This is a genomic window from Brevibacillus humidisoli (assembly GCF_020923435.1).
In the GTDB taxonomy this organism is placed as follows: Bacteria; Bacillota; Bacilli; order Brevibacillales; family Brevibacillaceae; genus Brevibacillus_E; species Brevibacillus_E humidisoli.
This window is the reverse complement of the sequence record NZ_CP087263.1, coordinates 2,236,081-2,255,626: the sequence shown is the minus strand read 5'-3', so window position 1 is coordinate 2,255,626 and position 19,546 is coordinate 2,236,081. Positions and strand designations below refer to the sequence as shown.

Annotated in this window: 19 protein-coding genes and 1 pseudogene; 12 read left to right on the top strand and 8 right to left on the bottom strand. The window is 50.1% G+C overall.

Annotated elements, in window-relative coordinates:
- Nucleotides 1-17: 17 nt before the first annotated feature.
- The 8 genes from LOK74_RS11235 to LOK74_RS11200 all read left to right on the top strand — a co-directional run bounded on the left by LOK74_RS11235 (nucleotide 18) and on the right by LOK74_RS11200 (nucleotide 7,501).
- Complete coding sequence (locus tag LOK74_RS11235; protein ID WP_230046711.1) at nucleotides 18-881, top strand: branched-chain amino acid ABC transporter permease; 864 nt, start codon at nucleotides 18-20, stop codon at nucleotides 879-881.
- 1 nt (nucleotide 882) lies between these two features.
- Nucleotides 883-1,920 carry a branched-chain amino acid ABC transporter permease gene (locus tag LOK74_RS11230; RefSeq protein ID WP_230046710.1) on the top strand — a complete coding sequence of 346 codons (1,038 nt, stop codon included), beginning with the start codon at nucleotides 883-885 and terminating at the stop codon, nucleotides 1,918-1,920.
- On the top strand, nucleotides 1,913-2,683 hold the full coding sequence (locus LOK74_RS11225) for an ABC transporter ATP-binding protein (protein WP_230046709.1): 771 nt from the start codon (nucleotides 1,913-1,915) through the stop codon (nucleotides 2,681-2,683). The genes LOK74_RS11230 and LOK74_RS11225 overlap by 8 nt, the downstream gene beginning before the upstream one ends.
- Nucleotides 2,667-3,374, top strand: coding sequence for an ABC transporter ATP-binding protein (locus LOK74_RS11220; RefSeq protein WP_230046708.1), 708 nt, complete (start codon nucleotides 2,667-2,669; stop codon nucleotides 3,372-3,374). Before LOK74_RS11225 ends, LOK74_RS11220 begins: the two co-directional genes overlap by 17 nt.
- Before the next feature lie 35 nt (nucleotides 3,375-3,409).
- Nucleotides 3,410-4,603, top strand: a complete 1,194-nt coding sequence (locus LOK74_RS11215; RefSeq protein WP_230046707.1) for an ABC transporter substrate-binding protein — start codon at nucleotides 3,410-3,412, stop codon at nucleotides 4,601-4,603.
- Nucleotides 4,604-4,663: 60 nt separating this feature from the next.
- Complete coding sequence (locus tag LOK74_RS11210; protein WP_230046706.1) at nucleotides 4,664-5,422, top strand: SDR family NAD(P)-dependent oxidoreductase; 759 nt, start codon at nucleotides 4,664-4,666, stop codon at nucleotides 5,420-5,422.
- 227 nt (nucleotides 5,423-5,649) lie between these two features.
- Nucleotides 5,650-6,267, top strand: a complete 618-nt coding sequence (locus tag LOK74_RS11205) for an NADPH:quinone oxidoreductase family protein (protein WP_230046705.1) — start codon at nucleotides 5,650-5,652, stop codon at nucleotides 6,265-6,267.
- A gap of 64 nt (nucleotides 6,268-6,331) precedes the next feature.
- On the top strand, nucleotides 6,332-7,501 hold the full coding sequence (locus LOK74_RS11200; RefSeq protein ID WP_230046704.1) for an acyl-CoA dehydrogenase family protein: 1,170 nt from the start codon (nucleotides 6,332-6,334) through the stop codon (nucleotides 7,499-7,501).
- 114 nt (nucleotides 7,502-7,615) lie between these two features.
- Here LOK74_RS11200 and LOK74_RS11195 read toward each other — a convergent pair whose 3' ends face one another.
- Nucleotides 7,616-8,236 carry a histidine phosphatase family protein gene (locus tag LOK74_RS11195; protein WP_230046703.1) on the bottom strand — a complete coding sequence of 207 codons (621 nt, stop codon included), beginning with the start codon at nucleotides 8,234-8,236 and terminating at the stop codon, nucleotides 7,616-7,618.
- A gap of 153 nt (nucleotides 8,237-8,389) precedes the next feature.
- On the opposite strand from LOK74_RS11195, the gene LOK74_RS11190 reads away from it, so the two are divergent.
- The 3 genes and pseudogenes from LOK74_RS11190 (at nucleotide 8,390) to LOK74_RS11180 (ending at nucleotide 11,330) form a co-directional block, all read left to right on the top strand.
- Nucleotides 8,390-9,562, top strand: a complete 1,173-nt coding sequence (locus LOK74_RS11190) for a thiolase family protein (RefSeq protein ID WP_230046702.1) — start codon at nucleotides 8,390-8,392, stop codon at nucleotides 9,560-9,562.
- Nucleotides 9,563-9,642: 80 nt separating this feature from the next.
- Nucleotides 9,643-10,617 (top strand): quinone oxidoreductase family protein, encoded by a 975-nt coding sequence (locus tag LOK74_RS11185; protein ID WP_230046976.1) that lies wholly within the window; start codon nucleotides 9,643-9,645, stop codon nucleotides 10,615-10,617.
- 153 nt (nucleotides 10,618-10,770) lie between these two features.
- A pseudogene (locus tag LOK74_RS11180) lies at nucleotides 10,771-11,330 on the top strand (TetR/AcrR family transcriptional regulator).
- Between the two features lie 50 nt (nucleotides 11,331-11,380).
- Here LOK74_RS11180 and LOK74_RS11175 read toward each other — a convergent pair.
- The 6 genes from LOK74_RS11175 to LOK74_RS24055 form a co-directional block, all read right to left on the bottom strand.
- Nucleotides 11,381-13,258: an FtsX-like permease family protein gene (locus LOK74_RS11175; protein WP_230046701.1), complete on the bottom strand. Its 1,878-nt coding sequence runs from the start codon at nucleotides 13,256-13,258 to the stop codon at nucleotides 11,381-11,383.
- On the bottom strand, nucleotides 13,233-14,003 hold the full coding sequence (locus tag LOK74_RS11170) for an ABC transporter ATP-binding protein (protein ID WP_230046700.1): 771 nt from the start codon (nucleotides 14,001-14,003) through the stop codon (nucleotides 13,233-13,235). The genes LOK74_RS11175 and LOK74_RS11170 overlap by 26 nt, the downstream gene beginning before the upstream one ends.
- Before the next feature lie 106 nt (nucleotides 14,004-14,109).
- On the bottom strand, nucleotides 14,110-15,105 hold the full coding sequence (locus LOK74_RS11165) for a sensor histidine kinase (protein WP_230046699.1): 996 nt from the start codon (nucleotides 15,103-15,105) through the stop codon (nucleotides 14,110-14,112).
- Nucleotides 15,086-15,799: a response regulator transcription factor gene (locus tag LOK74_RS11160; RefSeq protein WP_230046698.1), complete on the bottom strand. Its 714-nt coding sequence runs from the start codon at nucleotides 15,797-15,799 to the stop codon at nucleotides 15,086-15,088. The genes LOK74_RS11165 and LOK74_RS11160 overlap by 20 nt, the downstream gene beginning before the upstream one ends.
- A 145-nt stretch (nucleotides 15,800-15,944) precedes the next feature.
- Nucleotides 15,945-16,202: an RNA polymerase sigma factor gene (locus tag LOK74_RS24060; protein WP_255679584.1), complete on the bottom strand. Its 258-nt coding sequence runs from the start codon at nucleotides 16,200-16,202 to the stop codon at nucleotides 15,945-15,947.
- 10 nt (nucleotides 16,203-16,212) lie between these two features.
- Nucleotides 16,213-16,470, bottom strand: a complete 258-nt coding sequence (locus LOK74_RS24055) for an RNA polymerase sigma factor (RefSeq protein WP_255679582.1) — start codon at nucleotides 16,468-16,470, stop codon at nucleotides 16,213-16,215.
- A gap of 302 nt (nucleotides 16,471-16,772) precedes the next feature.
- Here LOK74_RS24055 and LOK74_RS11150 point away from each other — a divergent pair, with 302 nt between their 5' ends.
- A complete protein-coding gene (locus LOK74_RS11150; protein WP_230046697.1) occupies nucleotides 16,773-17,828 on the top strand; it encodes a hypothetical protein in 1,056 nt (351 codons plus the stop codon).
- A gap of 195 nt (nucleotides 17,829-18,023) precedes the next feature.
- Here the strand turns inward: LOK74_RS11150 and LOK74_RS11145 are convergent, their stop codons facing one another.
- Nucleotides 18,024-19,544 carry a carboxypeptidase M32 gene (locus LOK74_RS11145; RefSeq protein WP_230046696.1) on the bottom strand — a complete coding sequence of 507 codons (1,521 nt, stop codon included), beginning with the start codon at nucleotides 19,542-19,544 and terminating at the stop codon, nucleotides 18,024-18,026.
- Between the last annotated feature and the right edge of the window lie 2 nt (nucleotides 19,545-19,546).

The window sequence follows — 19,546 nt, the reverse complement described above, 5'->3', positions numbered from 1 at the left end:
GGCGGGGGGGTGAGTAGATGGAGCTGTTTTTTCAACAGATGGTAAATGGATTGGTGGTCGGAAGCATTTACAGTCTCGTCGCTCTCGGAATCACGTTGATATACGGGATTATGCAGTTGCCTAATTTTGCACATGGGCACCTGTATATGCTAGGGGCCTACTTAACCCTGTCTATGATGAGCTTGTACGGATCTGCTTATTGGCCGGCTATTCTCGTCTCTGTGGCAGTCATGGTGGTCTTCGGCATGCTGCTGGAGCGACTGGTTTTTCGACCGCTGCATAACGCCCCCCACATCAACGCGATGATCGCTGCGGTCGGAGTGATGTTGTTTCTAGAATCGGCCGCCCGCAAAATCTGGGGAGCGGATTACCGCCGCCTTGAATCTCCTTATGAAGATGTCATGAACCTGTTTGGGCTTACGATCACACAACAACGGGCAATCATTATCCTCGCCGCAATCGTACTGATGGTCGGTCTAAACCTGTTCCTGAAAAGAACGGTGATCGGAGCAACCATCGAAGCGATGGCGCAAAACAGGGAAGGGGCATTTCTTGTTGGCATTAATGCAAACAAAGTATCTCTACTGACGTTTGGGATTGCGTCTGGTCTTGCCGCTGCGGCAGCCTCATTGGCAGCACCGATCAACCTTGTCTATCCCTCGATGGGGGCGATGGTGAATCTTAAAGCGTTCGTGATCATTGTCCTGGGAGGGATGGGCAGTATTCCGGGCGCTGTTTTAGGAGGATATATTCTGGGACTGGCGGAAAGCATGTCAGGCACTTATCTCAACAGTGAGTATAAAGACTTAATCGCGTTTGTGATCCTCGTATTGATATTAACATTGAAACCAACCGGATTGTTTGCAAAGGAGGCCCAATAGGATGAGAAAGAATCGCATTTCGCAACGGGCTTCCAAACTGGTTCTCCCAGCGCTGCTGCTGATTGCTGCAGCGATTCCTGTGCTCATTTCCAATACTTACTATCTCGATGTTTTGGCTAGGGTGTTTATTTGGACAATCGCTGTCAGCGGTATGAACGTCATCGTCGGATACACTGGACAGTTGTCACTGGCACATGCCGGATTTTTCGGGATCGGAGCTTATACATTTGGACTCCTGATGGTAAAAGCGGAAATGCCCTTTCTACCTTCACTCGTTGTCGCCATGGTTGCAACAGGACTGATCGGCGCCCTGGTAGGTTTCATCTCTCTCCGTTTAAAGGGGCACTATTTTGCGATTTTTTCCCTCTGTGTCGGAGTGATTCTTCTGCTTTTGATTGAAAAATGGGAGTCGTTAACAGAGGGGGTTCGCGGACTGCTCGGGATTCCCGTTCCGCAAATCGGATCTTTGGTATTTTCCAGCTTGACATCTCAGTATTACCTGATTCTGTTTTTCCTCGTCCTAACGGCGCTGATCAACAAGCGGATTGTCCAATCGCTGGTGGGCAGAACGTTTATGTCGATCCGGAACAGCGAAGAACTGGCGGTGGCCTTGGGAATCAACGTCATGCGCAACAAAATCCTGGCGTTTGTCCATTCAACCGTATTGGCCGGTTTGGCAGGAGCGTTGTACGCAGGGTATATCCGATTCCTTGGACCCGATATCGCGCATGTGGAACACACCTTTGACATGCTGCTCTATCTGTTGGTAGGTGGAATCGGTACACTGTGGGGCCCTTTGGTGGGAACCACTCTTGTGACGATTTTGATGCAAATGCTGCAGTCCTGGCAAGAGTATCGGATGATGATTTTCGGCCCCGTTCTCGTGCTGCTTGTGATGTTTCTCCCATATGGCATCATCGGGACATGCGTCCGACTGAAACAGAGACGGCAAACGGAGTTGGAAAGGAGAGCAGAGCATACAACAGCGGTATCGAGCGTCCATGAGCAAAGGCTTTCGGGAGGGAAAGCGGATGCTTAAAGCGGAACAAGTAACGAAACGTTTTGGGGGCAATACCGCTGTTTACGCCGTCGATTTTCACATGAATCAAGGGGAAATCACAGCCATTATCGGTCCTAACGGAGCAGGAAAAACGACGTTCTTCAACGTAATCAGCGGCCTCTATCAACCAACTTCCGGTCGCCTGTTGCTTGAAGGAGAGGATGTAACAAAAAAGCCGTCTCATCAAATGGCGAAGTTGGGAGTCGCCCGCACGTTTCAGACCACGAAACTGTTTACGGAGGCAACCGTGATCGACAACCTCATGATCGGTCATCGTCTACGGACCAAAAGCGGGCTTTGGGATGCCGTTATACGGACCAAACGGTATCGCAGAGAGGAAGAGGCATGCAGAGAGAAAGCATGGGAAGTGCTTCAGTTTGTCGGTGCTGCCGATTTGGCGAACCGGCCGGTAGCAAGCATCTCACAAGAAGCACAAAAAAGAGTGGCAATCGCTTTGGCATTGTCCACAGAGCCAAAACTTGTGCTTTTGGATGAACCGGCAGCCGGCATAAACGCGGATGAAACAAGCGGACTTGCCGATCTGATCAAAAAAATGAAACATGCCGGTCTAACCGTTTGCATGATTGAGCACAAGATGCAGATGATTATGAACCTTGCCGACCGCATTATGGTCTTGAACCAGGGGACGAAGATTGCAGAAGGCACACCTGCGGAAATCAGTCAGAATGAAAAGGTGATTGAGGCATACCTGGGAGGGGCTCAGCATGCTCAAACTGACTAATGTTTCAGTGAAGTATGGCAGCTTCAAAGCGCTTCATTCCATAAACCTGGAGATCACAGAGGGAGAACTGGTCGTTTTGCTTGGGGCGAACGGTGCAGGTAAAAGCACGATCTTTCGCACCATCAGCGGTCTTTTGAAGCCAGCGACGGGTGACGTTCATTTTAGGGGAAAATCGATCGGCGGCTGGTCTCCCGACCGGATTGTAAGAGCGGGGATCGCCCAATGCCCTGAAGGCAGAAAACTGTTTCTGGAGATGTCTGTATTAAAGAATCTGGTCTTGGGCGGTTATGTATACCGAAAAGATAGATTGGGTCATTCTCGTTCTCTGCAGCACGTCTTTCAATTGTTTCCGGTTTTATACGACAAAAGGGAACAAGCGGTCGGTTCATTGAGCGGCGGTCAGCAGCAAATGGTTGCGATTGCCCGCGCTTTAATGGCAAAACCGAAACTACTGCTGTTGGATGAGCCGTCTGTAGGGCTTGCTCCACTGGTGGTTGAACAAATGTTTCAAACGATAGCCGAAATCAATCGCAGTGGCACAAGTGTATTGTTGGCGGAGCAGAATGCCTATGCGGCACTGCAGATCGCACACCGCGGTTATATCATCGAGAATGGTGAGATCGTTCTGGAAGATTCCAGCGACGGATTACGCAACCATGAGGAGGTGAAGCGAGCGTACATTGGTGCCTAAAGGAGTGAATCCATCGATATAAGGGAGAGGGTCAAATGAAACGAAAGTGGTGTTATCTTCTTGTCTTGTCTACCTTGCTATTGCTGACAGCGTGCGGCAACCAAACCACTTCTGGCAGCGACGACGGCAGCAGCCAAACCAGAGAAGTCAGCATCGGTTGGTCCGGGCCACAGAGCGGTGGTGCCGCACTCTACGGAAAAAACACCTTGGATGGTCTGCAAATGGCCATTGACGATATCAATACGGCGGGTGGCATCAAAGTGGGAACCGATACGGTGAAGCTGAAACTGGAGGCGCTGGATGACAAGTATCTGCCAAACGAAACCGCCACCAATGCACACCGGCTACGATCTGAGCACAAAGCAGCCATTATTTTTGTGCCGCATTCGGGCGGCGTATTTGCCTTGCAAACCTTTAACGTGCAAGAGAAATTTCTGATCGCCGCTTATACAAGCGAACCAAAAGTTACTGATGTAAATAATCCGTTAACCATCCGCATCCCTCCCCGATACGATATGTATCCAAAGACATTCACGGAGGAAATGATGAAACGCTTCGGCAACAAGGTGGCGCTGGTTCCCGGGACCCATCAATATGCAAAAGATTGGAGTGAACTGTTTAAGAAGACATGGACAGATCTTGGCGGGGAAATCGTGGCGGAAAACCCAGTAGACTACAATAAAGAGAGTGACTTTGCCCCTGCCGTTACGAAAGCGCTTGCCAGCCAACCTGATGTCCTATTTGTCGGAGGGGCTTCCCAACCGACGGCACTTGTGATCAAGGCGGCTCGGGATCAGGGCTTTGCCGGTGGAATTATCGCTATGGATCAGGCAAAAGTGGAAGAAATAGAACCGATATTGCAGGATCCGAAAATGTTGGAAGGCTTTATTGGAATAAACCCCTCATCCATGTACCCGACAGAAGGAACCAAAAAATTTGTGGAACGTTACAAAAAGAAGTTGGGTGATGACAAAGTACCTACCTCAGAAGTAGCTTACCATTACATGGCTATGCATGTATTTGCCAAAGCGATGGAACTGGCAGGAACAACGGATGACGCTGCCGCCATTCGCGCAAAAATTGATGAAGCTTGCAAGCAACTGTCGGACGACAGCGTTCCAGTGCTGGCAAAAGGTTTATCCCAAGACGGGGGACTCATCGTTCGGCCAAGAGCGATAACGATGAAAGATGGCAAATACGTGCAAATAGAACTACCCGTCGATGAATGACAGTACCTACTGACCGGTTGGTATGAACGTTGGTATGAAATGAGAAGACGAGGAGGACATATGCGATTTGCAAATAGAGTAGTCATTGTCACCGGTGCTGGAAGCGGTATCGGCCGTGCAACGGCGGTAGAGTTCGCCAGAGAGGGTGCCAAGGTGATTGCCGCAGATGTAGATGTAGAATCGGGCAAACAGACGGTCATGTCGATCAAAAACGAAGGTGGAGAATCCAGTTTTGTCCACGTCGACATGTCTTTTTTTGAAAGCGTTCAGCAACTTGTAACCAAAACCAAAGAGAGATACGGAAAGCTGGACGTTATGTTTAACAATGCCGGCGTTTCCGTGAAACAGCGCTGCAATGTGCTGGAACTTCCGCACGAAGAGTATCATCGTATCGTCAACATCAATCAGCATGGCATTTTTTTCGGCATCCAGGCAGCCGGCAATGCGATGAAAGAATCGGGTGGGGTGATTATCAATACGGCTTCCATTTACGCATTTATGGCTGACCGCGGTGCTTTCCCTTATCACGCAAGCAAAGCAGCTGTCGTTGGCATGACGAGATCTGCCGCACTCGATCTGGCACGGTATAACATCCGAGTGGCTGGCATTGCGCCAGGGTTGGTGGACACAGGAATTGTTGCGGAATGGAAAGACAACCCGGACATATGGCGAAAAATTGAGCGCGCTCACATGCGAGGAAAAGCAGGCCAACCGGGGGAAGTGGCAAAGGTTGTCACGTTTCTCGCCAGTGACGACGCCTCTTTTATGAACGGACATGTTTTTTGCGTCGACGACGGAGCGGCTGCTTTTAAGCGTTAAGTTCCCGCTCGTCGCAATATACCCGCAAGGAGGAAACATGCCATGCGTACATGGTTGGTCAAAGAATTATCCGATCCGCTCAAGGCGCTGCATCTGGAAGATAGGCCCACCCCAACTCCACAGCTGGGAGAAGTGTTAATTCGGGAGGATTTGCCGAATGGGTCTGCGTACCAGAGGATCACGTCTATCCGATTCCCGATTCTCTCTCCTGGAGCGAGGCAGCATCCATGTTTATCACGTACCAGACCGCCTACTATGCACTCCATCGACGGGCAACGGTCCAATCGGGTGACGTGCTGCTGGTTCATGCCGGATCTGGAGGTGTGGGCTCCGCGGCCATTCAACTGGGGCGCGCAGCGGGAGCCCGTGTCATCGCAACCGCGGGGGGACCGGAAAAAGTGCGAATATGCAAGGACCTGGGAGCCGATGTTGCGATTGATTATCTGGCTGAAAACTTTGTAGATATCGTAAATGATGTGACAAAGGGGCGAGGTGCGGATATCATATTTGACCCGGTTGGCGGTGACACGTTTGATCGCTCCCGAAAATGCATCGCCTTTGAAGGACGGCTCCTGGTGATCGGTTTCGCTGGCGGGAGGATCGCGGATGCCCCTGCGAACCATGCATTGGTAAAGAACTATTCCGTTGTCGGCGTACACTGGGGGTTGTTCCGACGTCTGATGCCTGAGCGGATCATCGAAGCACATCGTCGCCTGATGGAACTAAATAAACAAGGAGCGATTCGTCCCATCGTATGTAAGGAATTCCCGTTTGAAGCGTTGCCGCAGGCCATGGAACTGTTGGCCACAAGGAAAACCTGGGGAAAACTGGTGATCAAACCGTAGTAAGTGAACAGGCGGCAAGCACATCTGTTCTGTAAAATAATCAAACGAAAAGGGAGAGGATACCATGCATTTCCGATTGCAAGAAGAACAAAAAATGATCCAGAAGACGGTCAGAAAATTTGTCGAAAAAGAATTGATGCCCCTGGAAGCGGAGGTGCTTCGCAATGAGCGAGAAGGTAGACCGGGCATCACGGTCGAGCAGAAAAAAGAACTGCAGCTCAAAGCAAAGAAACTGGGCTTTTGGGGAATCAACACTCCCGAGGAATATGGCGGGGCCAACCTTGGCCAAATGATGCAAGCGCTCGTCGTCATGGAACTGTCACGCACTTTTGTTCCTTTTCACTTTGGCGGATTTGCCGACAACATCCTCTATTACTGCAACGAAGAGCAAAAAAAGAAGTATCTGATTCCTACCATCAATGGAGAGAGAATTTCTTGTTTTGCTTTCACGGAGCCGGGGGCTGGTTCTGATACCAGGCGGATCAGCATGCGTGCAGAGAAAGTTGGCAATGAGTGGGTCTTAAATGGGGAGAAGATCTTTATCACGAACGGGAATGAAGCCGATTTTGCGATGGTATTTGCTGTCACAGACAAAGAGAAACAGGCAGCAGGCGGCGGCGTAACTTGTTTTTTGGTCGACCGTGACAGTGGTTGGCGGTCCGAGTACGTTCACACGATGGGAGAGTGGGGGCCTGCGTCCCTGATCTTTGAGAACGTGAGGGTGCCGGAAGAAAACATTTTGGGAGAATTGCACGGTGGGTACAACCTTGGATTGGAGTGGATCGGTTTTGCCCGTTGGATTGTCGGAGCGAGAGCGGTCGGTGCAGCGGAACGGCTGATTCAAATGGCGATTGAGTACGCCAAGCAGCGGGTCACATTTGGGCAGCCCATCGCCGAACGACAAGCCATTCAGTGGATGATAGCAGATTCGGCCGTAGAAATCGAGGCGGCCAAGTGGCTCGTGTTCCATGCGGCCTGGATGCTGGATCAGGGTATGGATAATCGTCACTACGCTTCCATCGCAAAATTATATGGGGCGAACATGGGAAACCGGGTTGTCGACCGCGTTCTGCAGATTCACGGTGGAATGGGGTATACCAAGGAACTTCCGATCGAACGATGGTACCGGGAAGCACGACTATGGCGAATCTATGACGGAACCGATGAAATCCAACGGCTAATCATCGCAAGAAACTTGTTAAAAGGGCATGTCAGACTGGGAGAGTCCGTATAGGGGTTTGGGTTATGGGGGAAGACATCGGGTTTTTCCAAAGAAGAACAACTTTCGAACAGCCTCTTGGCCGCTTCATTGCCGGAAACATGCGATGTCATCCCTTGCTGCAATTGATCAACTGATGACAGGGACAAAAATCTTTTCGTATTGATACTCTCCATCCGTCTCTTGTACAGCAATGACAGCAGCATGTTCCACAGGCTGAAAATTCTCCATTTTTTCAACAGGCCAATTCTGTAAAAAACCGAGCAGCATCTGAATAAAGGCAGCATGCGTAATCACGATCACATGGTCAAATTGCTGCCGCACAAGTCGTTGGACAACGCTTTGCATAAACAGGGCGGAGCGAAGATATACGTCGGCCAGCGATTCCCCGTTCAAATACCGAAAGTAAAATTTTCCTGCCGCTTTATATTCTCTTTTGGCCTCGGGGGAACGGTTCTGAAAATCGTATAGATTTCCCAGCTCCCACTCTCTTAGCAGAGGATTTTCATGGAAGGGTGTGTTCTCGGGGAGCAAGGCGTTTATGTATCTGGCTGTCTCTACAGTTCTTCGATAAGGGGATGTGAAGAGGGTGGCGCTGCCTTTCACATGCTCGCTCATAAATTGCGCAGTGGTCTGCGCTTGTTTTCTGCCCCGCTCGGTAAGGCTGTGTTTGGAATCATGGATAGTGGCCATTCGAGAGCGGTCTAGATTGTGCTCCGATTCTCCATGACGAATGAAAAAGATCTTCATTTTTTCACCCCACCATCATATCGTTTAAAAAAGCAAAAACATACCAACTGGTTAGTTTGTTATTTGTTTGCAGCATACCATTTTTGCGGACTATGTGCAGCAGAAATTTGCGCAGTTGAGCAGTTTGCATGAGCGACGAAAGGGGTTGGGAGTATGAGGCGTGATGCTGTGATTGTTACAGCGGTGCGAACGGCAGTCGCTAGAAACGGCGGGGCTCTGGCCAAGATGCCCCCACATGAATACGGCGCTATCGTGATCAAGGAAGCGATGAAACGGGCTCATTTGAAACCGGAGATGATTGATGATGTGATTTTGGGAAACGTTTTGAGTGGAGGCGGAAATATTGCCCGTTTATGTGGGTTGAAGACAGGCCTGTCGTTGGACATTCCCGGATTAACGGTTGATCGGCAGTGCGGGTCGGGACTTAACGCACTCGTTTTGGCTGCACAAGCGATTACGGCAGGAGACGGAGACATTTATATTGCGGGAGGGGTCGAAAGTTATAGTCAGGCCCCTTATTTGATGGAGAAACCTGCAAAACTGTACAGTATGAAGCCGCCTGCATTTATCAGACCTCCATTATCACCGAGTGAAATTGGAAATCCGCCCATGGGGATTACGGCAGAAACACTTGCCAAAACGTACGCTATTAGCCGTGAAGAACAAGATACGTTCGCGTTGAAAAGTCAACAGAAAATGGCCCGCGCCATGGAGGAACAACGGTTTGCAGATCAGATTGTCCCTATCCCGATCCCAAACGGAAAAGAAGAGAGCTATCTGTTCGATACGGATGAGCATCCCCGGCCACAGACGACCTTAGAAGGCTTAGCACGGCTTGCTCCTGCTTTCCAGGAAGGAGGGACTGTGACTGCCGGCAATAGTTCTGGTTTAAATGATGCCGCTTCCGTACTCGTCATCATGGCTCGGGAAAGGGCGGAACAACTGGGACAGCAGGTTTTGGCTGTCGTACGAGAACGGGCGATCGCAGGAGTAGATCCCAATATAATGGGGATCGGGCCGGTGCCGGCAACGCGCAAGGTATTGGAAAAGTCGGGTCTCAGCCTGGATGATCTAGATCTAATCGAAATCAATGAAGCTTTTGCGGCTCAAGTGATCGCTTGCGACCGGGAACTTCAGATGGATCCAGACAAGGTAAACGTAAACGGTGGCGCTATCGCTCACGGTCATCCACTGGGGGCTACCGGAGCGATTTTAACGACAAAAGCCGTGCACGAACTAAACCGCATACAGGGTCGCTACGCCTTGCTGACAGCATGCATAGGAGGCGGTCAAGGCATCGCCGCCATTTTGGAGCGTGAAGACTGATCGGACTGAAACGATATAGAGCAAAAGTAGGATAGAGTGGAGAATGATTGATGACTCAACTCACTAGGGAGATGAAGCGCATGAAAGCGATCCAGTTTCGTGAATATGGAGATCCGGATGTTTTACAAGTAGTAGAGGTTCCCACTCCAGTAGTAAAAGCGGGTGAAGTGTTGATTCAAGTGAAAGCAGCAGGGGTAAACTTTGCGGACACGATGCGCCGCCGCAATCAATATTTGACTAAAACGCCTCTCCCGTACATTCCCGGTTCAGAGATAGCTGGCGTGGTGGTAGAGGTTTCTTCTGGAGTTACCCGTTACAAGGTGGGGGACCGGGTGACGGCCTTAATCAATGAGGGAGGCTATGCAGAGTATGTCTCCCTATCTGAACACAAGGTTCTTCCCCTACCGGAGAATGTACAGGATGACCAGGCGGCTGCCTTGCTGCTTCAAGGGCTTACTGCCTACCATCTCCTCCGGACGTCAGGACGGATGTCTCAAGGCGAATCCGTGCTGGTTCACGCCGCAGCCGGAGGGGTCGGAACGCTGGCGGTTCAGCTAGCAAAACAGATGGGAGCAGGCCAAGTGATTGCTGCGGCAAGCAGTTCGGAAAAACTGGAACTTGCTTGTGCACTGGGAGCAGATGCCGGGGTTAATTATTCTCATGCCGATTGGAACGATAAGGTGATGGAGCTGACAGAGGGGAGCGGTGTGGATATCGTTCTAGAAATGGTCGGGGGAGATCATGTCAACAAAAGCTTGTCATGCTTGGCAACGTTTGGGCGGCTGGTCATTTACGGTCGAGCGGGCGGGGAAAAAACGCAGTTAGATCCTTCTGTCCTCATGCATCGCAACACAAGCGTGATCGGATTCTGGCTGCCGCACATGAATCAGGATCCTGTCTTGTACAGGGAGAGTGTGAAGGAATTGCTGCAATATGTCGGTGAGGGGACAGTAAAGCTAATCATTGGAGAGAGGATGCCGTTGGCCGAGGCAAAAAGAGCCCATGAACTGCTGGAAGGGCGTCAGACAACAGGCAAGATTGTGCTCATTCCCTGAATCGTTTTCGTGGTTAGACAAGCAAAGGGAACATCTCATCTGTGGCTGCGGTTCTCAATTGTTGTTGGTGGTGTACCCTTGTATTATAATGATGACAATATTAACGAGGTCCAGAAGCAAATCGTTTCCGTTTTCGTTGAAAGGGGCACAACCGTGAAGAATAAAATTGTGGAACAGAGCATTCACTTGTTTCAGTCGAAAGGATTTAGTGAAACCTCGATTCAAGATATCGTCGATGCACTTGGTGTAACGAAAGGAACCTTTTACTATTACTTTGATTCGAAAGAACAGTTGCTAATGGATATTCACTCCAAATATATTGATGAACTCTTGATGAAACAGCAGGAAATATTGGTTGACACAAATAAAACCTGCAAAACGAAGCTGTTCGAAAATGTGGAATTGTTGTTAAAACAGATCAAAACCCATGGTCATCAGGCTCGCGTTTTCTTTCGCGAAATGCGTAATCTTCACGAAGAGAATCTATCGATCATCAAAAAAAGAGAGAAGACTTTCGATTACAACTGCAAAAAATTATCGAAATAGGGATCGAAAACGGTGAATTTCGGCAGGATCTGCGGGCCGATATGGTCACATTTGCGATTCTTGGAATGTGCAACTGGAGCTACAATTGGTTTAATCCTAACGGTCCCGTCTCCGACCACGAACTGACAGAGACGTATATAGAGATCGTGCTGAACGGAATTTGTTGATAAACAGCGGGCCGGAATCCATTTATCCGGCCCGCTTCCTATTATTGTCTTCAACGAATTGCCTGTTTCAAGTGATGCAAGTAACGCCCGCGAATCAGCAGGAAGTAGAAAAACTGCACCAGTAGAAAACTGCAAAGCACAATTGCCGTTGGTTGAACGATCGAGGTGACAAACATCATCTTGAGCAAGTTTTGCAGGGAAACGAAGGCAACCGCACTGTGAATGATCGCGATTACAATGGGCACGAAGAACAACAAGGCGACCTGGATTGTAACGATCCGCGACAATTCCCTTTCCGTCAATCCGATCCTCGTAATCGCTCGGTACTGCTGTTTGTCGGAATCGAGATCAGTATACAACCGGAAGTAGAGGAAGCTGCCTGAAGCGACAAAGAAGAGAATCCCCACAAACAGCCCCACAAACAGCATCGTGTTAGCCATTTGCCGCATTTGCTGGTAAGGGATGACACGTGCTGAGAAATGGGCATCTCCTGTGTCGGCAGATGAGATGGACTCCATCATTTCTTCGGCGATGGACATCGTTTCCTCCCAGTTTTCCACCACGTATCCCGTACTGATCAGCTCGCTGGATGGTTTCGATTGTTCATACACTTCGTCGGCAACGATATAGAGGGTGCCGGACCCATTGGATACAATGTTCAGGGCTTGACGGTCTACCTGCAGCGTCTCATCGTTTACCGTGATGGTGCTGCTCCGATCGGACGGCATCCCGGTATTGTTCAATTCAATGGCTTCTCCTGACTGCAGCGTGAAGGGCTCGTTGTCAGTCGCCTGTGCAAACGCGTTGTAATCGGAAAGTTTGATCAATGCGGTATCTGCGCGATTCTCCCCGCCGTCCAGGATTCGGACGATGAGGGAGTGCTTGGTGTATGGCGAGCCATTTTTCTCCAGCGACTGTTCCATCATCTTCAGGTGCTCCGCGACATAGGGATTATCCGTGGTCGAGGTATACGAAAAGGCAAACGGCTCAGATGCCATCGCTGTTTCCCGTATCGATCCGGCATAAGCTGCCAGCGTCCCGACCGCACAGAAAGCAACCGTAGAGACAATGCAGACCAGAAAAAACATCCGTGCATTGTCCTTCATCCGAAAGGCAAGATCGGACAAGGTAATGATGTTGGTTTTGTTCCAGTATAGTCGGCGATTGCGCTTCAACCGGCGAATTGTGTAGACACTCAATTGGGAAAACAGAAAATAGGTGCCGACGATCACAACCAGACTGACGGGGAAAAGGAGAATAGGAACAGCTGCCCCTTCTGCCAGAATGGCTGCTGTATATCCCAGCCCAATCAGTATGGCTGACAAAAGCGACAGCCACAGTGACGCCTTTGGCTCGCTTTTCGGCTTTTTACTTCCTTTGAGCAATTCGATCAGTTGTTGTTTGCCGAGAAAGAGAATCGTCAGAATGGTGATGACCAGAAACAGTGCAAAAAAAGCAGCTGAGGTCAGGACGATTGCCTTCCACGGCAGATAAAACGGCAGCGGTTCCGTATGGAGCAGAAAGGCAGCGAACAGGAAAAAGAGCTTGGCGAATACCATCCCCAAGGCAATCCCAAAGAGAATGGAAAGAATGCCAATCAACAAGTTTTCCAGCACAATCAGTTTATTCCGCTGCCTCCGCGACATGCCATGAATAAACAGGATGCCGAATTCTTTCTGTCGTTTCTTCAGAAAGGCGCTTACCGAGTAGAACAGGAAGAAGAAAGCGAACAGATAAATAATGTATTCAGCTGCCTCCATGCCCTTGGCAGCGGAAGAGTGAATTTCTCCATGCTCAATGCCCGGATGGTAGATAAACATGGCGTACATGAAAAAGATCATCACCGAGAACACGCTGCTGAAGAAGAAGGCCGCATAGGTTCGCTTGCTGCGGGTAACGTTGTTATACGCGAACTGACGAAAGGTCATGAACGTCCCCCCCCATCATCGAAAGCGCGTCGATGATCTTCTGGAAGAAGGCCTGACGGCTTTCGCCGCGATACAACTCGTTGTATAGCTGGCCGTCTTTAATGAATATCAAGCGATGACAGTAGCTGGCGGCCAACGGATCGTGTGTCACCATCAGCATCGTGGTACCGTCTGTCTCATTGATCTTTTGCAGCGTCTCCATCACATTGCGTGACGACTTGGAGTCGAGGTTGCCGGTCGGTTCGTCAGCCAGCAGCAGTGACGGGGTGTGAATGATCGCCCGGGCGATCGCCGCCCGTTGCTGCTGACCGCCGGATACTTCGTACGTCCGTTTGTTGAGAATCTCGCCAATGCCCAGCTTTTCAGCCACGGTGCGCAGTTTCTCCTCCATTTCTGCGACGCTTGTTTTGTCCAGGGTAAGTGGCAGAACGATGTTCTCACCGATCGTCAACGTGTCAAGCAGGTTAAAATCCTGAAAGACAAAACCTAGTTCACGGCGTCGAAACAAGGCTAGCTTGCCACGTTTTAACTGATGGGGGTTGGTCCCGTTCAGCAGCACCTCACCTGAGGTGGGGGTGTCAATCGTCGAAATCAAATTGAGCAGAGTGGTTTTTCCACTTCCTGAAGGTCCCATGATCCCGACGAACTCTCCCTTGCGGATGGTGAAGTCAATGTCGGTGAGAGCGCGATAAGTGATCTTGCCGCCGTAGATTTTGCTGAGACGCTTTACTTGTAGCATGTCCATAGCGGTTCTCCTTTCAATCTCAATGAGTAGTTGATGTGGTTTCCGCTCTTAACGATACCGATTCACCGCGCTGTTTCAAATCGATTTAGCTTTCACCAATCTTACGTTATTGTAAGGTAGGGATTTCCGTTGTGAAGAGGATCCGGACGATCGTTCCTTTGCCTGGTTCCGATTCCAGTTCGACAGCGTGGTCGAGACGGCTGCATATCTCACGCACGAGGTACAATCCCATCCCTGTCGACTCCGTATACTTCCTGCCGTTCTCGCCGGTAAAATAGGGCTGAAAGACGCGCTGCAGATCTTGTTTGGGAATTCCAATCCCATAATCGATGACTTCCAACGCCACGCTCGTTCCCCGTCGATAGGCGACAAAGCTTACCTTCCGGCTCTTGCCGGCTGAGTAGCGGACGGCGTTGGTGATTAACTGATTGAGCACGAAGCTCAGCCATTTCTCATCCGAAGCGACCAGCCACTGCGCGTCTACTCTCAGCTCGGGATATACCTCGTTGCGAATAAACAATCGCTTGTTTTCGGAGAGCACCTGCTGAACCAGCGAGCGCAGCGAGACCGGTTCAATCACAAAATCGCGGTCGAACCGGTCCAAACGGGATAAATAGAGGACTGTCTCCAACCCACGTTTTAGTCGGTCCAGCTCTTCACGGACACTGTCGGACTGGCTGTCGTCTTGGTCCTGCAGCAGCAGTTGGATGACGGAGAGAGGGGTTTTCATCTGATGCACCCACTGCTGGATAAAGGTATTGTGCTCTCGCTGCTTCTGCTCATAGCGATGCAGTTGTTCGCTGTAGAGGCGATAGTGTCGTTGATACGACTCATCCAAGGCTCTGGCTAACGGAGCATTCCCCAACGGCTGCATCACTTCTTCCAGAGCGTCAACGGGTGTACTCAACCGCTGATAGATGAGGCGATGAGTGAGATAGCGGATGAGCAGGTAGACAGCAGCGAAAAACAGACAGAGGAATCCCGCGTAGGCGACAACCCATGGGTTCCAATACCCGTCCAACCAGAAGATCAGCAGCAGAAGAGTGAGCTGGAACACGAACAGCAGCAGAAACCACAACTGGTCACGAATGAAGAGGCGCATCATCGTCCCCCCATGTCACCTTCAGCCGATAACCGGCACCGCGCACCGTCTCGATCACACCGTCCAGGTTTAATTCCTTCAGCTTTGCTCGCATGCGCGTAATGTAGACATTTAACGTGTTTTCATCGACAAACTGCTCGTCCCACAGCTTTTCCAACAGCCGTTCCCGACTGACTACACGAGGAGATTGGGAAAGCAGCAGTTCCAGCAGCAGCGCTTCTTTTTTGCTCAACTCCACCTTTTGCTCTTGATAGCCCAGTTCCAACCGCTCCGGATAAAGTGCCAAACCGGCCACTTCGATTTTCCGCTCTTTATTCGGGGATGCGTACATCCCGTAGGCCCGCCGAAGCTGACTGCCAATCTTAGCCAATACAACATCGTAGTCAAATGGTTTCGTGATGTAATCATCTGCACCGTTCTCCAAGGCCATCACCTGATCCATTTTGCTGTCCCGTGCAGAGATAAACAAGATCGGACAGGTGGAGACGGAACGGATCTGCCGACACCAGTAAAAGCCATCGTACTTGGGCAGATTGACATCAAGCAGCACCAGGTCCGGATTTCTCTCCGTAAAATCTTCTAAAACGCGGTCAAACTGCGTTACTTCAGCTGCATCATATCCGTACTTCTCTAACTGGGCTTTCAGCAGTTGGACGATTTTGGGATCGTCCTCTACAATCATAATGGTCGACATCGCCAGAAACTCCTCCTTACTCGCGACCGCTACGTCGAAATGCTTCCATGCAGGAGCGAGAACGTGTGCCCTTTGGGTGCTCCTTACTCGCGACCGCTACGTCACGATTTGATTCTTACTCTTACTATACCAAAAAGGGATGGCATTAGGTCTCCATCCCATATTGCTGACGTCGAAAGGCCAGCCGTCTTTGCAATTGTTTTAATGCCCGATAGTGACTCACTTTAATGGAGTTGACGCTTTTTCCGAGGATGGCTGCGATCTCGCGGGTTTTGAGACCGCGCTGATACTTGAGCGAAAGAAGCTTCGCCTGGTCGGTGGTCAAACAATATACCTGTTCCCATAGCTGGCTTCGCGATTCTTTGATTAGAAGCTGCTGCTCGGGCAGCAGGGCTTCATCCATTTCTGTCGTATCAAAACCATCTGTCCCGATGGGCTGTTCCCGTTTTTTTTCGCAAAAAATCAATCAAGGTGTTGTGGGCGATGCGATAGATCCAGGCACCAAAGGGATACCGGCCATCGTATTGCGCTCGTTTGGAATACACCTTGAGGAAAACGGTGGAGGTCAGGTCTTCCGCATCCCAATCGTTTGGTACCCGGCATCGAAAGTAGCGATATATTTTATTGGAATACTCCATGTACATTTGCTGGTATTCTCGTGCGGTCTCCATCACTGTAATCTCCCCTGGTCTCATGTCCTTGTATGTCTATTGTAGAGAAGAGGAGGCGAGGGAAGCCATTTCGTTTCATTTCAGTTTCCTTACACTTTTGTAAGGTAAGCAGTTCGGATCGATAGGCCAAATGGTTCATTCTTCCTATTAACCAGCTATCAGCGGTTGGATACAATGAGGTCGATCTATCCAATTGTTTGCGATTATGGGAGGATGTAACACAATGAGCCAGAATGGCTCTAGCCCCAACAGAAAGAGATCATATAGAGAGGTGGGGTTTCATGAGAAAAACGGCTGCCAGCTTGCTGTTTGTTGTAAGTTGCTTTGTATTGGTTTTACAGGTTGCCTTTGTTCTATCTCCCGCCGAATCGGTAGAGATGGTAGAAAATCCGATTCCTGTTTCATCCATAGATGAGGCGGAACAGAGATTGCAAGATGGTGGGATCGTCATGTTTGAGCCGCAAGTGGGAAAGATATCTGAGCTGGAAGAGGCAGGGTATTTGGGACTGAGCATCATTCAGCATGACGTGCAAATGGAATGGTTGGCTTTGGCAATGTTCACCGATCAAACCGGGTATGTACCCATTTATGTATACGCCAAGAAGGATGCTGATGTATCGCGACAAACTATTCAATCAGCTATCGCAAAAGGTGTGATTAATTCCAAACAAAAGGGGAAGAAATCCAGCGAAGCGACAAAAAGAATGGCGGACAACCAATGGGGTAGAATTCTGCGGAACGGCTTCGATGATCAGCCACAAGCCAAAGTATTGGCATTATGGGTCATGCCGGATGAAAAGGCAGCGTTTTGGCAGACAGAATATCGTGTATATAAACAGGACGAGAGTTCATCTAAGATCGATTATTATCAGTTGCGTGCTGATCATACCTTTGAACCGGAGCATGCTGCCTATCCTAACCGCATTCTATTTGGCCTCAAGGCGCAATGGTGGAAGCAGGATGCCAATCTCGATTTACTCGATCCAGAGCCTTCCGATGCGGCAGCCAGCAAAGTAAGCCTTTCGTTTGGTATCATGGAAGATGCCCGGGAGCAGGCAGATTATCCTCCTGTGCAGATTGATCTTGATTTCGAGCTTGACGATGACCATGTTGTCTGGAACTTACAGAATGACTGTCTCCTGTGCGATGTAAACCTTCCTCTCCACGTCGGGGAGTTCTTCTTTTCGCATGGCGTCTATATCGAGTCAGAACCGCAGAACGACGGATTCGAGATGAATGTCTGGTACGAAGGATGGTCATACCCCAATTTTCACTTTGATGAAGATCCTAGTTGGCGGATCGATCACAGTGTGCGATACGTAGATGATGACCCTGATCTTCAGGGTGGCGCTCAGTAGTCTGCATCTCCCGCGACAATGGGAACGGCTTTCTATACCGCGCCAATGCCTTTTGCACGTCCAGTGTCGCTTGCATTCGTCCCCTTACATACGGGCACAGTGGCAGTTGTGTCGGCAGTGATCAATGGCACGGGCCGGGGGATGTCCGCCGGCCCGCTGTCAACTGCGAATCATCGCAGCGTCAATCACGTTTGTTTACAACTGGTATATCGCTTTGTACTTGCTTTGCAGGTAGTCTACCAGATAATCGGCGTTTACCGATTCGCCAGTTACATCTTGAACCAACTGGCTTGGGCTTTTCAGTTTGCCGTACTGGTGGATGTTCTTTTTCAACCAACTGCGAATCGGCTCGAACTGGCCGTTTGCAATCAATTGTTCGTATCCGCTGATCTGCTGCTTCATTGTATGGGCGAACTGAGCCGCGTACACGTTGCCCAGCGAATAGGTAGGGAAGTAGCCAAAGCTGCCGCCTGACCAGTGTACATCCTGCAGTACACCATCGCTGTCATTTTGCGGAACGATGTCCAGGTATTCTTTCATCTTGGCGTTCCAGATCTGGGGCAGTTCGCCTACTTCGATCGTCTGATTGATCAAGCCTTTTTCAATCTCATAGCGGATCATGATGTGCAGGTTATAGGTTAGTTCATCTGCTTCTACGCGAATCATCGACGGGGTCACTTCGTTGATGGCACCATAGAACTGCTCGATGCTAACGCCTGAAAACTGTGCAGGAAACGCCTTCAGCAGGTCGGGATAGAAGTGATCCCAGAAGCCGCGGCTTCTTCCTACCATGTTCTCCCAGAAACGGGATTGAGACTCATGAATGCCCATGGAGGCACCGTCACACAGCGGTGTTCCAAACAAATCCATCGAGATGTTCTGCTCATAGATGGCGTGACCCGCCTCATGGATGCAGCTAAACAGTGCTACATTGAAGTGATTCTGGTCGTAGCGGGTGGTAATCCGCACATCCGTCGGAGCGAAGCCGGTGGCAAACGGGTGGACACTGCGATCTATGCGTCCTGCTTGGAAATCGTAACCGATCTGTTCTAGTATGTAACGGCTGAAAGCTTCTTGCTCAGCGAGAGCGAACGATTGTGTCAGGCAGCTGCTATCCGGCTTATGTGGCGATGCGGCAATGGCAGAGACAAGCGGAACAGTTTTTTCCCGCAGCGCAGCAAACATCTGGTCAAGCTGGTCAACGGTCATGCCAGGCTCGTAGATGTCAAGCAGCGTGTTGTACTTGTTGCCCTCGTAGCCCCAGTAATCGACGAATTGAATGGACATCTGTACGATTTTTTCCAGATAGGGGCGGAACAACGAGAAATCGCTCTTCTCCCGTGCTTCTTCCCAGATCGTTTCCGCCTGGTTGGTCAGCAGAACGAACTCCTTGTACAGGTGCGGTGGAAGCTTGCGGCTGCGTTCGTAATCTTTTTTGCACTCCCGAACCGTTCCCTGCAGAATCGGGTCCAGTGTATTGTAAATGGCCGGATCACTGAGCGCCTCCAGGTACTCCCCGAATTGAGGGGCAGTGGACAGGGAAAAATGTTCGCCCGCCAGCACACTGATCAATTGGGCGCGCGCTTCCATTCCTTTGCGTGGTGCCTGTGTGCGCATATCCCAATGCAAAATGGAAATGGCTTGCGTATAGCTCACCATTTTTTTCACGTATTCCTGAAAATCTCGGACCAGTTTCTCCTGATTGCCAGATGACATAT

Coding starts and splice junctions, on each gene's coding strand:
- LOK74_RS11220 (WP_230046708.1), top strand. CDS start 2,667: ATGCTCAAACTGACTAATGTTTCAGTGAAGTATGGCAGCTTCAAAGCG.
- LOK74_RS11190 (WP_230046702.1), top strand. CDS start 8,390: ATGAGGCGTGATGCTGTGATTGTTACAGCGGTGCGAACGGCAGTCGCT.
- LOK74_RS24055 (WP_255679582.1), bottom strand. CDS start 16,470: ATGGAGACCGCACGAGAATACCAGCAAATGTACATGGAGTATTCCAAT.
- LOK74_RS11170 (WP_230046700.1), bottom strand. CDS start 14,003: ATGGACATGCTACAAGTAAAGCGTCTCAGCAAAATCTACGGCGGCAAG.
- LOK74_RS11165 (WP_230046699.1), bottom strand. CDS start 15,105: ATGCGCCTCTTCATTCGTGACCAGTTGTGGTTTCTGCTGCTGTTCGTG.
- LOK74_RS24060 (WP_255679584.1), bottom strand. CDS start 16,202: ATGGATGAAGCCCTGCTGCCCGAGCAGCAGCTTCTAATCAAAGAATCG.
- LOK74_RS11215 (WP_230046707.1), top strand. CDS start 3,410: ATGAAACGAAAGTGGTGTTATCTTCTTGTCTTGTCTACCTTGCTATTG.
- LOK74_RS11195 (WP_230046703.1), bottom strand. CDS start 8,236: ATGAAGATCTTTTTCATTCGTCATGGAGAATCGGAGCACAATCTAGAC.
- LOK74_RS11145 (WP_230046696.1), bottom strand. CDS start 19,544: ATGTCATCTGGCAATCAGGAGAAACTGGTCCGAGATTTTCAGGAATAC.
- LOK74_RS11235 (WP_230046711.1), top strand. CDS start 18: ATGGAGCTGTTTTTTCAACAGATGGTAAATGGATTGGTGGTCGGAAGC.
- LOK74_RS11205 (WP_230046705.1), top strand. CDS start 5,650: ATGTTTATCACGTACCAGACCGCCTACTATGCACTCCATCGACGGGCA.
- LOK74_RS11175 (WP_230046701.1), bottom strand. CDS start 13,258: ATGACCTTTCGTCAGTTCGCGTATAACAACGTTACCCGCAGCAAGCGA.
- LOK74_RS11225 (WP_230046709.1), top strand. CDS start 1,913: ATGCTTAAAGCGGAACAAGTAACGAAACGTTTTGGGGGCAATACCGCT.
- LOK74_RS11160 (WP_230046698.1), bottom strand. CDS start 15,799: ATGTCGACCATTATGATTGTAGAGGACGATCCCAAAATCGTCCAACTG.
- LOK74_RS11200 (WP_230046704.1), top strand. CDS start 6,332: ATGCATTTCCGATTGCAAGAAGAACAAAAAATGATCCAGAAGACGGTC.
- LOK74_RS11230 (WP_230046710.1), top strand. CDS start 883: ATGAGAAAGAATCGCATTTCGCAACGGGCTTCCAAACTGGTTCTCCCA.
- LOK74_RS11210 (WP_230046706.1), top strand. CDS start 4,664: ATGCGATTTGCAAATAGAGTAGTCATTGTCACCGGTGCTGGAAGCGGT.
- LOK74_RS11185 (WP_230046976.1), top strand. CDS start 9,643: ATGAAAGCGATCCAGTTTCGTGAATATGGAGATCCGGATGTTTTACAA.